The organism is Nocardia sp. Tas62D01, from assembly GCF_055232035.1.
Genome location: NZ_JBUYUZ010000001.1, coordinates 2,849,938 through 2,864,828 on the forward strand (window position 1 = coordinate 2,849,938; position 14,891 = coordinate 2,864,828).

General features: G+C 66.3%; 15 protein-coding genes. 6 read left to right on the top strand and 9 right to left on the bottom strand.

Annotated elements, in window-relative coordinates; genetic code table 11:
* Positions 1 to 24 precede the first annotated feature (24 nt).
* Positions 25 to 879: a DUF6585 family protein gene (locus tag ACV7NQ_RS14020; RefSeq protein ID WP_463360047.1), complete on the top strand. Its 855-nt coding sequence runs from the start codon at positions 25 to 27 to the stop codon at positions 877 to 879.
* A 161-nt stretch (positions 880 to 1,040) separates the two neighbouring features.
* Here ACV7NQ_RS14020 and groL read toward each other — a convergent pair whose 3' ends face one another.
* The gene (groL, locus tag ACV7NQ_RS14025; RefSeq protein WP_463360048.1) at positions 1,041 to 2,666 is read right to left on the bottom strand and encodes a chaperonin GroEL; all 1,626 of its coding nucleotides are present in this window, start codon (positions 2,664 to 2,666) and stop codon (positions 1,041 to 1,043) included.
* Between the two features lie 221 nt (positions 2,667 to 2,887).
* The gene (locus ACV7NQ_RS14030; RefSeq protein ID WP_463360049.1) at positions 2,888 to 3,181 is read right to left on the bottom strand and encodes a hypothetical protein; all 294 of its coding nucleotides are present in this window, start codon (positions 3,179 to 3,181) and stop codon (positions 2,888 to 2,890) included.
* A 105-nt stretch (positions 3,182 to 3,286) separates the two neighbouring features.
* Between ACV7NQ_RS14030 and ACV7NQ_RS14035 the strand changes: the two genes are divergently transcribed.
* Together ACV7NQ_RS14035 and ACV7NQ_RS14040 are read left to right on the top strand one after the other, a co-directional pair.
* Complete coding sequence (locus tag ACV7NQ_RS14035) at positions 3,287 to 3,961, top strand: suppressor of fused domain protein (protein WP_463360050.1); 675 nt, start codon at positions 3,287 to 3,289, stop codon at positions 3,959 to 3,961.
* Between the two features lie 38 nt (positions 3,962 to 3,999).
* A complete protein-coding gene (locus ACV7NQ_RS14040) occupies positions 4,000 to 6,063 on the top strand; it encodes an NAD(+) synthase (RefSeq protein ID WP_463360051.1) in 2,064 nt (687 codons plus the stop codon).
* Positions 6,064 to 6,366: 303 nt separating this feature from the next.
* Here ACV7NQ_RS14040 and ACV7NQ_RS14045 read toward each other — a convergent pair whose 3' ends face one another.
* From ACV7NQ_RS14045 to ACV7NQ_RS14065, 5 genes are all read right to left on the bottom strand, one after another.
* A complete protein-coding gene (locus tag ACV7NQ_RS14045; RefSeq protein WP_463360052.1) occupies positions 6,367 to 7,092 on the bottom strand; it encodes a Clp protease N-terminal domain-containing protein in 726 nt (241 codons plus the stop codon).
* Between the two features lie 207 nt (positions 7,093 to 7,299).
* The gene (locus ACV7NQ_RS14050; protein ID WP_463360053.1) at positions 7,300 to 8,190 is read right to left on the bottom strand and encodes an RNA polymerase sigma-70 factor; all 891 of its coding nucleotides are present in this window, start codon (positions 8,188 to 8,190) and stop codon (positions 7,300 to 7,302) included.
* 174 nt (positions 8,191 to 8,364) lie between these two features.
* Positions 8,365 to 9,273: a CDP-alcohol phosphatidyltransferase family protein gene (locus tag ACV7NQ_RS14055; protein ID WP_463360054.1), complete on the bottom strand. Its 909-nt coding sequence runs from the start codon at positions 9,271 to 9,273 to the stop codon at positions 8,365 to 8,367.
* Positions 9,273 to 10,004: a phosphatidylserine decarboxylase gene (locus tag ACV7NQ_RS14060; RefSeq protein WP_463360055.1), complete on the bottom strand. Its 732-nt coding sequence runs from the start codon at positions 10,002 to 10,004 to the stop codon at positions 9,273 to 9,275. The genes ACV7NQ_RS14055 and ACV7NQ_RS14060 overlap by 1 nt, the downstream gene beginning before the upstream one ends.
* Positions 10,005 to 10,106: 102 nt before the next feature.
* Positions 10,107 to 10,379 carry a GlsB/YeaQ/YmgE family stress response membrane protein gene (locus tag ACV7NQ_RS14065; protein WP_463360056.1) on the bottom strand — a complete coding sequence of 91 codons (273 nt, stop codon included), beginning with the start codon at positions 10,377 to 10,379 and terminating at the stop codon, positions 10,107 to 10,109.
* A gap of 229 nt (positions 10,380 to 10,608) precedes the next feature.
* On the opposite strand from ACV7NQ_RS14065, the gene ACV7NQ_RS14070 reads away from it, so the two are divergent.
* Positions 10,609 to 11,637 (top strand): beta-ketoacyl-ACP synthase III, encoded by a 1,029-nt coding sequence (locus ACV7NQ_RS14070; RefSeq protein ID WP_463360057.1) that lies wholly within the window; start codon positions 10,609 to 10,611, stop codon positions 11,635 to 11,637.
* Here the strand turns inward: ACV7NQ_RS14070 and ACV7NQ_RS14075 are convergent.
* Positions 11,615 to 12,214 (bottom strand): SIMPL domain-containing protein, encoded by a 600-nt coding sequence (locus ACV7NQ_RS14075; protein ID WP_463360058.1) that lies wholly within the window; start codon positions 12,212 to 12,214, stop codon positions 11,615 to 11,617. The genes ACV7NQ_RS14070 and ACV7NQ_RS14075 overlap by 23 nt on opposite strands.
* 64 nt (positions 12,215 to 12,278) lie before the next feature.
* Positions 12,279 to 12,734 carry an SRPBCC family protein gene (locus ACV7NQ_RS14080; RefSeq protein ID WP_463360059.1) on the bottom strand — a complete coding sequence of 152 codons (456 nt, stop codon included), beginning with the start codon at positions 12,732 to 12,734 and terminating at the stop codon, positions 12,279 to 12,281.
* A 215-nt stretch (positions 12,735 to 12,949) separates the two neighbouring features.
* On the opposite strand from ACV7NQ_RS14080, the gene ACV7NQ_RS14085 reads away from it, so the two are divergent.
* Positions 12,950 to 13,165 (top strand): hypothetical protein, encoded by a 216-nt coding sequence (locus ACV7NQ_RS14085; RefSeq protein ID WP_463360060.1) that lies wholly within the window; start codon positions 12,950 to 12,952, stop codon positions 13,163 to 13,165.
* Positions 13,166 to 13,217: 52 nt separating this feature from the next.
* On the top strand, positions 13,218 to 14,885 hold the full coding sequence (locus tag ACV7NQ_RS14090; RefSeq protein WP_463360061.1) for an NAD(P)/FAD-dependent oxidoreductase: 1,668 nt from the start codon (positions 13,218 to 13,220) through the stop codon (positions 14,883 to 14,885).
* The last annotated feature ends 6 nt before the right edge of the window (positions 14,886 to 14,891 follow it).

A 14,891-nucleotide genomic window follows, 5' to 3' on the forward strand; every position in this document is an offset into this window, starting at 1 on the left:
GAAAACCGCCTCATGGAGGGACAATTGACCACTCCGAGCACGGTGAAGCACGGCGAAGCCGGAACCGGCGGCCCGCAAACGGTTCCACTGTCGCAGCTGATCCACTTGATGGCCGAATACGAAAAGCTCGGCACCCACCGCCAGACATTCCTGTCTGCGTCGGTGAGCGACACTTTCGTGCGCGGTTGTGGGATCGTCGCGGGCGGATTCGCGGCGATCGGTGTCATCTGCGTGGTCGTCGGCGCGTTCGCGGGCGGCATTGCGGCCGGTGCGCTTGCCTTGGTCCCGGCGACATTGGCGTTCTATCGCGGGCGGCGCAACCAGCACAACCGCGCCGCACGACTCGACCTATTCGAATTCGGCATGACCGTGTACCGCTCGGGCGAGCAGGTCGCCGGATTCCGCTGGGACAGCGCCGAAGTGCGCCAACAGGTCATCCCGTTCCGAAACTCCGCTCCCACCGACTACTCGCTCGAGATGACCGGTCCCTGCGGCGCGGCCACCGCATTCGACGACAGCCTGTTCACCAACGCGCGCGAATGGGGCAAGGCGATCCAGTCGGCGATCACCGCAAGCCAATTGCCCCGCGCGGTCGCCGCCATCGACAACGGTGACACCGCGCAGTTCGGCGACGTCGCCCTCGACTTGGACGCACTCACCTTCGGCGGCTCGAAATATCTCTGGGAGCAGATCCAATTGATCGACGCCCGCGCCGGATTGGTCCGCATCAAGGTCGACGGCCGCTGGGTGTCACTCACCCCGGTGGGCACAATCCCGAACTTCTATATCTTCAACGAACTCGCCGAACGGCTACGCCTGGCCGCTGCTGGCTGGTCAACAGGTGGTGGCGCATCCTCGGCCTCACCCCCGCGGCCCTAGCCGCAACCGGCCTATCCACCTGGCTCTTCGAACACCGCACCCAACGCAACGCCCGGAAGTCAGTTTCTGCGTTTCCACAGGCAGCGCTTCGTAGGCCGAAGGCCGGTCCACCTGATGGTGGACCGGCCTTCGGTTGAGCAGTGTTGCCGGGGGACCTGGACTCAGAAGTCCATGCCGCCCATGCCACCGGTCGGGTCGCCGGCGGGGGCGGCGGCCTTCTCCGGCTTGTCTGCGACGACGGCCTCGGTGGTGAGGAACAGGGCCGCGATGGACGCCGCGTTCTGCAGCGCGGAGCGGGTGACCTTCACCGGGTCGGCGACACCGGCGGCCAGCAGGTCCTCGTACACGCCCGAATCAGCGTTGAGGCCGTGGCCGGCGGGCAGGTTGGAAACCTTCTCGGCGACAACGCCGGGCTCGAGGCCCGCGTTGAAGGCGATCTGCTTCAGCGGAGCCGACAGCGCGACACGCACGATGTTCGCGCCGGTCGCCTCGTCACCCTCGAGCTTCAGGTCGTCCAGAGCCGGAGCCGACTGCAGCAGAGCCACGCCGCCACCGGCGACGATGCCCTCTTCGACGGCGGCCTTGGCGTTGCGCACGGCATCTTCGATGCGGTGCTTGCGCTCCTTGAGCTCGACCTCGGTCGCGGCGCCGGCCTTGATCACCGCAACACCGCCGGCCAGCTTGGCCAGACGCTCCTGCAGCTTCTCACGGTCGTAATCCGAGTCCGAGTTCTCGATCTCGGTCCGGATCTGTGCAACGCGGCCCTTGATGGCCTCCGGGTCGCCCGCGCCCTCGACGATGGTGGTCTCGTCCTTGGTGATGACGACCTTGCGGGCCTGGCCGAGCAGCTCGAGACCGGCGGTCTCCAGGGAGAGGCCGACCTCTTCGCTGATGACCTCGCCACCGGTGAGGATGGCGATATCGGCGAGCTGAGCCTTGCGGCGGTCACCGAAGCCCGGCGCCTTGACAGCAACAGACTTGAAGGTGCCACGGATCTTGTTGACGACCAGGGTCGACAGGGCCTCGCCCTCGACATCCTCGGCGATGATCAGCAGCGGCTTGCCGGCCTGGATGACCTTCTCCAGCAGCGGCAGCAGGTCCTTGACGGTCGAGATCTTCGAGCCGACCAGCAGGATGTACGGGTCCTCGAGGACCGCTTCCTGACGCTCCGGGTCGGTGACGAAGTAGCCCGAGATGTAGCCCTTGTCGAAGCGCATGCCCTCGGTGAGCTCCAGTTGGAGTCCGAAGGTGTTGCTCTCCTCGACGGTGATGACGCCTTCCTTGCCGACCTTGTCCATGGCCTCGGCGATCAGCTCACCGATGGACGAGTCGCCGGCCGAGATGCCCGCGGTAGCAGCGATCTGCTCCTTGGTGTCGATCTCCTTGGCCGAGTCGAGCAAGCGAGCCGTGACGGCCTCGACAGCCTTCTCGATGCCGCGCTTCAGACCGAGCGGGTTCGCGCCGGCCGCGACGTTGCGCAGGCCCTCGCGCACCAGCGCCTGGGCAAGCACGGTGGCGGTTGTGGTGCCGTCGCCGGCGACGTCATCGGTCTTCTTGGCGACTTCCTTGACCAGCTCGGCGCCGATCTTCTCGTACGGGTCCTCCAGCTCGATCTCCTTGGCGATGGAAACACCATCGTTGGTGATCGTGGGGGCGCCCCACTTCTTCTCCAGAACGACGTTGCGACCCTTGGGGCCCAACGTCACCTTTACCGCGTCGGCGAGGGCGTTGAGGCCCCGCTCGAGACCGCGGCGGGCCTCTTCGTCGAACGCAATCATCTTGGCCATTGCGAAGTGATCCTCCAAGTAATGAGGCTGACACGCAGGACGACCGCTTGTCGGATCGCCCCATTTACGCTGGCCAGGTTCGGTGCCCGCGACGGACGACCGGGGGTGTCGATGGAACCCGGTCTCACCGTCCCGACCTGGCACTCACAGGTAGAGAGTGCCAAAGCCCTTTTTAGCACTCAGGGGTGCCGAGTGCAAGGTCCGCCGATACCGCGCGACGCTCAGTGCCGGTCGTCGACACGCAGCACCAATGCCACGAAGGCGTCGGTGCGACGCTCTTCCGGCGTGCGGGGCTCTCCGTTCTCGACCGTGACAAGTTCAGCGTCGTGCAGCAATAGCTCTGCCTCGACCCGCATGACTGCCCGGATGAAAGGTGGTGCCACCTCCGGGGGAAGGTCCCCGTTGACGATGTACTCGCCGTCCGGTCCCGCCTCGGTAGACACATATGACAGCGCATGCATCAGGTCGGCGCGTCGCTCCCCTGCCACTAGGTCGGAACAAGTCTCATCCGCCATTGCTATAGCTTACCGTTCGGCGATCTTGACCGCCGTCCAGCTCGGTACCGACGGCATGCCTTCGCGCCCCGCGCCAGGTCCGACGCACGGACTTACAGTGGCGAGGTGAGTGAAGCACCAGGCTGGGACGCGATCAACGGCGTCCTGGCACAGCTGTACGACGGCATCGAGCCTACCCACTGGGCGACCAAGCAGCCCTGGTCACTCGGCGGGCCCGATCCACTCGATGGAATCAGCGCGTATCCGCGGACCGACCCGGTACCGCATTGGCACTACGTCACCTACGGCATGAGCGAGCTATACGAGAAGGAATGGGACACCCCGGACGAATCGGGCTGGGGATTCGAGTTCACCTTCCGGCTGGTATGCCAGCCCACCGATACTGAGCCGCCGGTCTGGCCTGCCGGTTTCATGCAGAACCTGGCCCGCTATGTCTTCCAATCCGGTAAGTGGTTCGAGCCGGGCCACACCATCAAGGCGAACGGGCCGAGCGCCGCCGAACGCCCGGACTCCACCATCAACGCCGTGGGATTCGTTATCGACCCCGAACTCGGCACCGTCGACACACCGAACGGCAGCCTGCAGTTCCTGCAGATCGTCGGCCTGACCATGCCCGAGTACCGGGTTGCGCAGGGCGGAAACCTGCTCGCAATGCTGAGCGAGCTGGCACCACGGCTGCCGCTGTTCGTGACCGATATCGAGCGCGCACCGCTGATTGCCGAGCCGCCGCCGAAGGCCGACTGGCCACGCTGGGGCGGCGGGCTGCGCGGCCGGGAATAGCATGATCACGTTCGACTCGATCCGGAAGGGGGACGGAGATGCCCGATTTGGCGTTCGACTCGCTCTATCGGCACGGGTTCGCGCGGGTGGCAGTGGCAGTGCCACGGGTCCGGGTCGTGGACCCCGCCTACAACGTCGAGGAAACGCTGCTGCTGGCGCAGCAGGCCGCCGAGGCGGGCGTGGTGCTGACGGTTTTCCCCGAGCTCGGGCTGTCGTCCTATACCGCCGACGACCTGTTCCACCAGGATGCACTGGCTGACGCGGTGGACGTGGCACTCGAACGCCTGGTGGCGGCGAGTGTGGATATCGACACCGTGCTTGTGGTCGGGGCGCCGGTGCGTACGCAGGGCAGGCTGTTCAACTGCGCGATCGCGGTGAGCCGGGGTGTGGTGCTCGGCGCCGCACCGAAAAGCTATCTGCCGAGCTATCGCGAGTTCTACGAGAAGCGGCAGTTCGCGGCGGCGCGGGAGAACCTCGACGACCACATCACGGTCGCCGGGCAGCGGGCGCCGTTCGGGGCCGACCTACTGTTCGCCGCGACCAACCTCGACGGGTTCGTCTTCCATTTGGAGATCTGCGAGGACGGCTGGGTTCCGTTGCCGCCCAGTGGATATGCCGCGCTGGCCGGAGCGACCGTGCTGGTCAATCTGTCCGCGAGCAATATCGTGATCGGCAAGGCCGACTATCGACGTGCCCTGTGCACCTCGCATTCGGCGCGCTATCTGGCCGCGTATCTGTATTCGGCTGCGGGACACGGCGAATCGACGACCGATTTGGCGTGGGACGGTCAGGCGCTGGTCTGCGAGAACGGTGATCTGCTTGCCGAGGGCGAGCGGTTCGCCGATCACCCGCAGTTGGTCACCGCCGATCTCGACCTGCAGCGACTGGCCGCGGATCGCCTGCGCACCACCAGCTTCGCCGACAATGTGCACGACCACCGCGATCGGCTCGTCCGACTGCGGCGCATCGCGGTGGAGCTGCCGGTGCCGAGCATCGCGGTCGAGTTGCAGCGCGAAATCCCACGCTTCCCTTACGTTCCCACTGATCCCGCGGCCCGCAACCAGCGCTGCGCCGAGGTGCACCACATCCAGGTAGAGGGCCTGAGCACGCGATTGCGGGCGACCGGAATCGAGCGCCTGGTCATCGGCGTCTCCGGCGGGTTGGACTCCACCCAGGCGCTTATCATCGCGGCCAAGACCATGGACCGACTCGGGCTGCCGCGGAGGAATGTGCTGGCCTACACCATGCCCGGCTTCGCGACCGGCGACCGCACCCGCACCGACGCGCACCGGCTGATGCGGGCACTCGGGGTGAGCGCGCAGGAAATCGACATCCGCCCGTCTGCGACACAGATGCTGCGCGACCTGAACCACCCTGCCGTCGAAGGCATTCCACAGTACGACATCACCTACGAGAATGTGCAGGCCGGTGAGCGGACCTCGCACCTGTTCCGGCTAGCCAACCAGCACAACGCGCTGGTGGTCGGCACCGGCGATCTCAGCGAACTCGCTTTGGGCTGGTGCACTTTCGGCGTCGGCGATCACATGGCGCACTACAGCGTGAACGCCTCGGTGCCGAAGACCCTGATCAAATATCTGATCGCGTGGGCGGTCGACACCGATCAATTCGGCGCCGCGGCGGGCGAGGTGCTGGGGTCGATCCTGCAGACGGAGATCTCACCGGAACTGATCCCCAACACCGACCACTCGGCCACCGGACCGGATCAGAGTTCCGAGGCCACCGTCGGCCCCTACGAACTCCAAGACCTGCACCTCTACTACCTGCTGCGCTTCGGCTACCGCCCGAGCCGCGTCGCTTACCTGGCTCGGCACGCCTGGTCGGATCCGAGTCGAGGCAGCTGGCCCGACCTCGTCCCGGTCGACCAGCGCAATGCTTACGACCTGCCGACGATCAAACACTGGCTCGCGGAATTCCTGCGCCGCTTCATCCAGACCAGCCAGTTCAAACGCTCGACGCTGCCGAACGCCCCCAAAGTCGGTTCGGGCGGCTCGCTTTCGCCGCGCGGCGACTGGCGGGCGCCCAGCGATGCGTCGGCCGCGGCCTGGCTCGACGAACTCGCCCGCAACGTGCCCGACGAATGAGCAAGCAGTCGAACACCTTTCGCGCTCAGCCCGCCCGCAAATGCCTGCCGTCGATGCTCGGCACCGAGTTCGACAGGTCCGGCTGCCCATAACTCGCCGGGCGCGACTGTCCGTTGCCGTGGCGCCGCCGACCTGCGCCGAACCCGCGCCTGTCGAGCCCTAGCCGCGTAAAAGGCACGAAACCCGTTCAGCGCCTGTCCGATTCTGCTACGTCCGCGAACCCGCGCAGGGTAGACGCGATCACGAGCGGGCGCGCCCAGCTTCATGTGGCGGCCGCCTTCGACGTCGGCGCCCACCCCCGAGTCATGACTGCCCGGCTGCGATCGACGAAATCAGTTCGACCAGATGGGCTTCGGTCTGCGGTTTGTAGACGCCGAGGTCGGCGAAGAGGCCGACGCCGTTCTCCTGTTCGAGCAGGGCGAGCAGAACGTGTTCGGTGCCGATGTAGTTGTGGACCAGGCGAAGTGCTTCACGGAAGGTCAGCTCGAGCACCTTCTTCGCGTCCGGGCCGAACGGCACCAGCGCGGGTACCTCGCCGTCCCCCACCGTGATCGTCGCCATCGCTGCCGCACGCACGGTGTCGAGATCGACGCCCTGGGCGATGAGTTCCTGCGCCGCGAGACCTTCCGGCTCCGAAAGCAAGCCGAGCACCAGGTGTCCGATCCCGATCTGCGTATTCCCCGTCGACCGCGCGGACTCCTGCGAGGCCATAACGACCGCGCGCGCCCGGGGGGTGAATTTCGCAAACCCCGCGTTGGCGTCCATGGCAGCCTCGGCCGGTTCGCCGGGTCCCTTCGGCACGAACCGCTTCTGCGCGGCCTGCTTGGTGACGCCCATGCTGGCGCCTATATCGGTCCACGATGCGCCGGAGCGGCGGGCCTGGTCCACGAAGTGGCCGATCAGATGATCGGCCACTTCGCCGAGGTGACCCGCGGCCACCACCGCGTCGGACAGTTGGTCGAGCACGTCGTCGGGTCGAGCCTTTTTGATAGCGACGATCAGATCGTCGAGCCGGTATGAAGAGGTCATGCGTCAACCATAAGTTGACGAACGCGAGTCGTCAACCCCGAGTTGACGATCGCGATTCAGGGCCGCGCCACCCGGCCCGCACCCCGCACGACCTGCTCCTTGACCCAGGCCGCCATGCGTCCGGTCAGCACTATGCGGCCCGGGGAATCGTCGGCGTGCAGAAACTGGATGACCGCGTCGCGCCGGCCGAGGCTGAGGCACCGCAGGCTATTCGGCCGACGGGACAGCCCGGCCGAGGTAGGCCAGCTTCTCGGGATTGACGATCAAGCGCAGCGACGTCACCGCATCGCCTGTCGTCTCCGCCCCCACCACCAGCAGAACATCCCCCGCCACCTTGGCGACCGCCGCGGGCGCACCGTTGATCTCCCGCACCACGACCTCCATGCCAGGCACCTCCCAGTGGAACAGACCGGCCAGGTAGCGCGCGACATTGTTCGCACCCAGAATCGGCCGCCTGGCCGCATCGACCAGCCCGCCGCCGTCCGCCATCGCAGTGACATCGGCGGCAAGCATCCGCTCCAACGACTCGATATCGCCGGTGCGGGCCGCCTTCAAGAATCGTTCGATCAACTCACGCGCGTGATCGGAGGGCACCTCGAAGCGCGGCCGCCCTTCGCGCACCCGCAGCCTGGCGCGACGGAAGATCTGCTGCGAATTGGCCTCGGTCAGCGCGAGCATGTCGGCGATCTCGCGATGGGCGTATCCGAATGCCTCGCGCAGCACGAAAACCGCTCGCTCGACGGGGCTCGAGCGCTCCAGCGCGGTCAGCAGCGCCAGCGAAACCAGCTCGCGCTCCTCCACCGACTCCAGCGGTCCGAGTTCACCGCGGGCCGTCGGCACCGGCTCCGGCAGCCACGGCCCGACATAGCTCTCCCGACGCACGCGGGCCGAAACCAGCCAGGTGCGACAGAGATTCACGATCGCGGTGGTCAACCAGGCTTCCGCGGACCGAATTCCGTTGCGGTCGGCGCCGTCCCAGCGCAGGTAGGTCTCCTGCACCGCGTCCTCGGCCTCGCTCGCCGATCCGAGCATGCGATAGGCCAGCGCGAACAACCGTGGGCGATGCGCTTGGAATACGCGCAGTCCATCCGGTTCCACCGTCACCTTCTTCCGCCCTCGGCCGCCGGACACGACCGTACCGCTCGTGATCGATGAGACCCGACGGATGCATCCCACCGACGGAAAACCCCGAGCGCTGCCAGAGTGCTCATACCTCAGCAGCCTGGCCGCCCCGGCTTGGCGATTCCTTAACAGAAACCAGGGCCGGAATCGCTACCGATCGGCGCGGATGTCGTCGGGTTGACGCCCTTTGGCGCCCGGCCTGCGCAGCCGCAGGCGGGCGGAGCCGCGAACCGCCGGACGGCGGATGGCGGGGCGGCGGCGTTGGGCACGGCGCTGGGCACGGCGTTCAGCGGGCTTGTGCTCCCAGGTTTCCGGGCGCGCGGCGACCCAGCGCTGCGAGTACCAGGCGAACGGGATGTGACCAAGGTACAGCGCGACCAAGACCAGCAGCAGCACGATCGGGTAGGTGACCAACGCAGCCGCGGCGACCGCCACAAGCACCAGCAGACCGGCGGCGGCCTGCGGGGCCACCGAAACCGACTTCATGGCCAGCGTCGGGATGGTGCTCACCGACAGCGCGGCGGCGAACAGTGTCCACAGCGCGACCACGTAGAAGCCGTCCCACCAGCCATCACCGAACTGTACGTAAAGCGCGATCGGCACCAGCGCGATGAGAGCGCCCGCGGGGGCGGGCACGCCGACGAAGTACTCGCGCGACCAATCCGGGCGGGTGTCGTCGTCCATCAGGGTGTTGAACCTGGCCAGCCGCAGCACGATGCTCACCGCGTATATCAGCGCGATGATCCAGCCCGCGCTGCTGCTGTCCAGCAGCGCGATGTAGAGCACGAGCGCGGGCGCGACGCCGAACGAGATGGCATCCGACAGCGAGTCGAGCTCGGCGCCCATCTTGCTGGTGGCGTCCAGCATCCGGGCCAGACGGCCGTCGAGGGTGTCCAGCACGGCCGCGGCGCCGACCATCGCGAGCGAGATGTCGAGCTTGCCGTCCAGTGCGAACTTCACCGCGGACAGTCCGGCGCACAGCGCCAGGATCGTCACGATGCTCGGCAGCAACCGGATCGTCCGGCCGCGCCGCTGCTGTGTGGTCACAGCGTGCTCCATCATGACTCGGCGGATGATGAGCCCAACACCGCCAGGACGGTTTCGGCCCCGATGGTGCGCTGCCCCGGCTCGACAAGCAGCTCGGTGCCCGCCGGGAAGTAGGTGTCGACGCGGGAGCCGAAGCGGATCAGCCCGTAGGTATCGCCGATGGTCAGCACGTCACCGACCTGCGCGTCGCAGACGATGCGGCGGGCGAGCAGGCCAGCGATCTGGACGACGACCAGTTGCTGCCCGCTCGGGGTCTCCAAGACCATGCTGTTGCGTTCGTTCACCGCGCTGGCCTCGGGTAGATCGGCCGAGCGGAACTGGCCCGGCTGGTGCGAGACGGCCCGCACGATGCCGGAGACAGGCATGCGCTGCACGTGCACGTCGAGTACCGAGAGGAAGATGCTCACCCGCGGCAGCGGCTCGTCGCCGAGGCCCAATTCCGGTGGCGGAGAAGCGGTGTCGACGAGAGCGACCTCACCGTCGGCGGGGGCGACCACGACGCCGGGCCGGTTCGGCGGCACCCGGTTCGGGTGCCGGAAGAACGTCGCGCAGGCCGCGGCGGCCAGCAGCCCGGTCCGGCGCACCCATTTGCGACGCCCGCCGACTACCGCAACCGCGAGCGGCGCCGCGACAAACGGCAGGCCTGCGGGGTGCAGCGGGGGAATCGCGGCCCGAACCAGATCGACGACATGGCCTACTCCGGTGGTTTCGGGCGTGCCGGGCGAGGTGGGACGGCGTGCCACAGGCTCCTCTTTCGTGCTTGGTGCAGATGGATTGCGCCCCTCAACAATAGGTCCAGCGCAAGCGTTCACACCTTACGGGAATGGAGTCTGTGGCACGTGTTATCAGTGAGTGACTCGGCGTCCGGTGAACAGCTTCACCAGGAACAGCAGAATTACCGCGCCGCCGAGGCAGGTGAAGAAGCTGAACCAGAGGCCACCGCCCTGGACGTCGACACCGAGCAACTTCAGTAGGAATCCGCCGAGTAGACCGCCGACGATGCCCACCACGATGTTGAGGATGATGCCCTGTTGGGCATCCGTCTTCATGAACTTGCTGGCGATCCAGCCGGCAAGTCCGCCGATGATGATCCACCCGATAATCCCGAGACCGAGCATGGTGTCCCTCGCATTACTAGTTGGGGTACACGCCGCACGTACCATCCGGCGTGTTACGAGGGGTATACCCGGCGAAAGTGAGAATACGCACGCGCACATGTCCACACTGGGGCTAATATGAGGGGTCCTCATGTCTACCGAAACGTAGATAGTGGGCCGATGAGGGACTCATTTAGATGCTTCGGGGTACAACCCGGCGGCGCCGCCGCAGGTACATAGGAGACGCATAATGGCTGCTCGAATCGCCCAGACCACAGGGGCAGAGCACACGGCGATCCTCGGGCTCGGCGTATACCGCCCCGCTCGGGTCGTCACCAACGACGAAGTGGCGGGGCCGATCAACTCGAGTGACGAGTGGATCAGGACCAGATCAGGGATCAAGTCCCGACGCTTCGCCTCGGATACGGAGACAATCCAGAGCATGAGCGTGGCCGCCGCACGTGGGGCGCTGGCATCCGCGGGGGTCGCGGTCGATCAGGTGGACTGTGTCATCGTGGCCACCTCGACCCACCTGCTGCTCACACCAGCGGCCGCGCCGCGCATCGCCACCGAGCTCGGCATGAACGGCACGGCGGCCTTCGACGTTTCCGCCGGTTGCGCGGGCTTCTGCCACGCGCTGGCGCTGGCATCGGATCTGGTGCGCGGCGGAACGGCGACGCATGTGCTGGTGATCGGCGTGGAGAAGCTGACCACCACCGTCAACCCTGCCGACCGCTCGACCGCCTTCCTGTTCGCCGACGGCGCAGGCGCCGTGGTGGTCGGACCGTCGGACGAGGTTGGCATCGGTCCGACGGTATGGGGCTCGGACGGCACCCAGCATCACGCCATCCGGCAGGACAAGGACTGGGTCGAGTTCTTCACCGAGATCGAGGAGAAGGGTCTGGACGCGGTCCGGCCCTACCTGGCGATGGAGGGCACCGCGGTATTCCGCTGGGCGGCGCACTCGTTGGAGAAGGTCTGCCGCGACGCCATCGATCGGGCCGGCCTGTCCACCGACGATCTGGACGCGATGATTCCGCACCAGGCCAATGGCCGGATCATCGAGATCATGGCCAGGGTGCTGAAGCTGCCGGAGAACTGCGCGCTGGCCAACGACATCGAGGAGACCGGCAATACCTCGGCCGCCTCGATCCCGCTGGCCATGGAGGCGCTGCTACGCAGTGGCGAGTCGAAGCCGGGTGACACCGCGCTGCTCATCGCCTTCGGCGCGGGCCTGTCCTATGCGGCACAGGTTGTCACGCTGCCGAACTGGCAGTAATCAGCCCAGGCCCCAGGTGACTTTCGGTGAAAGTCACCGTCTGGGTGCCTGGTTCGAACGCGAAGGAATCCGCCGCCCCGGTGCGCGCCGGGGTCTTCGGATTCTCGTCGCGGCTGCTGACCTCGTTGATGGTGACGACATCGGTCAACTTCAGCCCGGCCAGCACCGCATACTGCTCGGCCCGAGATTTGGCGTCGGCGAAGGCGCGGGAGCGGGCGTCGGCGAGCAGTCGCGAATCGTCGTCGAACGCGAAAAGGACGCCGCGCAGCCGGGTTTCGTTGCCGCCCGCCTTGACAGCGCTGGCCAGGATGGCCGAGGCCTTGGACAGGTCGCGCACCACGGCGTGCACAGTGTTGGTGGCCTGATAGTCGCCGGAGATCGCCGTGGACACGTTGTCGGCGTTCACCTCAACGCCGAGATCCGCGTTCAGGATATCGGGGGCGCCGCGCACCTGGCCGGTGCCGAGAACGGTGACATCACGGGCGGGTGCCGAATCCGATTTACCACATCCGATAAGCAGCAGAGCTGTTCCGGCGACGGCGGCAATTGCCGCCGTCCAGCGCGCAATTCGTCGCATACCGACGCAACTTATGCACCGCGCGACCCCGTCCGGGCAGAAACACGCAGGACTATTTCGGCGGTTATGCGCGCGCCTCGACCGCCGTCTTGATCTTGCCGAGCGTTTCGTTCATGCCGCGCACAAGTTTCTCCTCGAACAGCTGCTCGCCGCCGAGTGCGGCATCGATGGCCCTGCGGGAGAACCAGGTGGTGCCGTTGGGCACATCGCGGCGCTCGATCAGCCGGGTGCCGGTCGCGGTCGGCTCTAGCGTGTAGCTCCACACGCTGCGATTTTCGTTGATACGGAACGCGAACGCCTGATTGGGCTCGTAGCGCACGATGCGTGCAGTGGTCGGCCAGTACTTCTGGCCGTCGGTGTTCACGTTGATCGTCCAGGTGCCCGCCTTCGGCGCGCCGAGCAGCAGCATCCGGACGCACTGCGGGCTGAACTCGGGCATCCGCTTCAGATCGGCGATCACCGCCCAGACCTGTTCAGGGGGCGCGGAGATGTCGATGGTGACTTCGAGATTTTTCGGCACACTGCCTCCGGAGAACTGCGGCAGCCAGGCAACTTTCGTCCGGCCGGCACGAATAGACGATTACCCCACATCCTAGTCGGCGGCAGTTGGAAGACAAACGCGTCACATTTTCGCGATTTGTTTACCAGCTCGTGTAATAACCAGCGCACAATGACAGATAGACGAAGCATCAGCCACAGCCAACAGCTTTCCTGTCCAGCGTGAGGTGATCGGCCGTGAAACTGCGCGCTCTGCTACATCGCCGACAAGCGGATCAGGTTCCGTTGCTTCCGGCTATCGAATCCACCGACACTGCCATCGGACTTACCGACGGGCCGCTCGCTCGTGGTACGCCCACTCCATACACCACATATGTGATCGCTCAGGAAGAACTCCTCGAGCGCCTGCTCACGCCGAGTGAACTGGACTTGGTGCGCGACCATCGAGTGTGAGCGCGAACCAACGCCGACGACAGACCTCGGGCCTAGGCTCCATACTCGTTAGGTGACTTCCCCCGCTGCTACGAAGCCGGCCATACTCAGCGTCGACGACGATCCAGGGGTCTCCCGCGCCGTTGTGCGTGACCTGCGTCGCCGATACGGCGCCGACTACCGGATTTTGCGCGCGGAATCGGGTGCTACGGCCCTCGACGCGCTTCGTGAGATGAAACTGCGCGGCCAGCCGGTCGCGGTCCTGATCGCCGATTACCGGATGCCGGGTATGGACGGCATCGAATTTCTGGAGCAGGCCATGGACCTGCACCCCTACGCGCGCCGCGTGCTGTTGACCGCCTACGCCGACACCAGCGCCGCGATCAACGCCATCAATGTGGTCGACCTGGATCACTATCTGCTCAAGCCGTGGGATCCGCCGGAGGAGAAGCTGTATCCGGTGCTCGACGGTCTGCTGGATACCTGGCGCAGCAGCGAGCATCGCCCGGTGACCGAGACCAAGGTGGTCGGCAACCGCTGGTCGCCGCGGTCGTCGGAGGTGCGCGAGTTCCTCGCCCGCAATCAGCTGCCCTACCGCTGGTATGTCGCCGACGAACCCGAGGGTGCGCGACTGCTCGAGGCGGCGGGCGCCAATCCGGAACGCTGCCCGGTGGTGATCACCGAGGACGGACAGGCGCTGGTGCAGCCGTCGGATGGCGAGCTGGCCCAGGGTGTCGGCCTCAGCACGATCCCGACCGGCGACTTCTACGACCTCATCGTGGTCGGTGGCGGCCCGGCCGGGCTCGGCGCCGCTGTGTACGGCGCGTCCGAGGGTTTGCGCACGGTGCTCGTCGAGCGCACGGCCACCGGTGGTCAAGCCGGGCAGAGTTCGCGCATCGAGAACTACCTCGGCTTCCCGGATGGCGTGTCCGGATCGCAGCTGGCGGACCGGGCGCGGCGGCAAGCGGCCAAGTTCGGCGCGGAGGTGATCACGACGCGCGAGGTGGTCGGCCTGGAGGTGAACGGGTCCGCGCGCACGGTGCGGTTCGCCGACGGCGGACGACTCTGCGCACACACCATCATCATCGCGACCGGCGTCGACTACCGCCGCCACCCCGCCGCCGGAGTCGACGACTTCACCGGGCGCGGCGTCTATTACGGCTCGGCCATGACCGAGGCATCCGAGTGCTCCGACCATGACGTCTACATCGTTGGCGGCGCGAATTCGGCGGGGCAGGCCGCGGTATTCCTCTCCCGCAACGCACGCACCGTGCACCTGGTGGTCCGCGGGGAATCGCTGGACAAATCGATGTCGCACTATCTGATCCAGCAGATCGCGCAGATATCGAACATTCATGTGCACACCCGCACCGAGGTTATCGCCGCCGACGGTGACGGCCATCTGCAACAGATCGTGTTGCGTAATAACGAAACCGGCGCCGAGGAGAAGGTCGAGGCCGAGCGGCTGTTCCTGTTCATCGGCGCCGCACCCCAGACCGAATGGCTCGACGGGATCGTCAAACGCGACGAGGCAGGATATGTGCTGGCCGGACCCGATCTGCTCGTCGACGGCAACAGACCGGCGGGTTGGGAATTACCACGGCCACCACATCACTTGGAAACTAATGTGCCCGGCGTCTTCGTAGCCGGGGACGTACACGCCGACTCCGCCAAGCGCGTGGCATCCGCAGTCGGTGAGGGTGCTATGGCTGTCATGCTCGTGCACCGGTATCTCGCGTAATCAGGA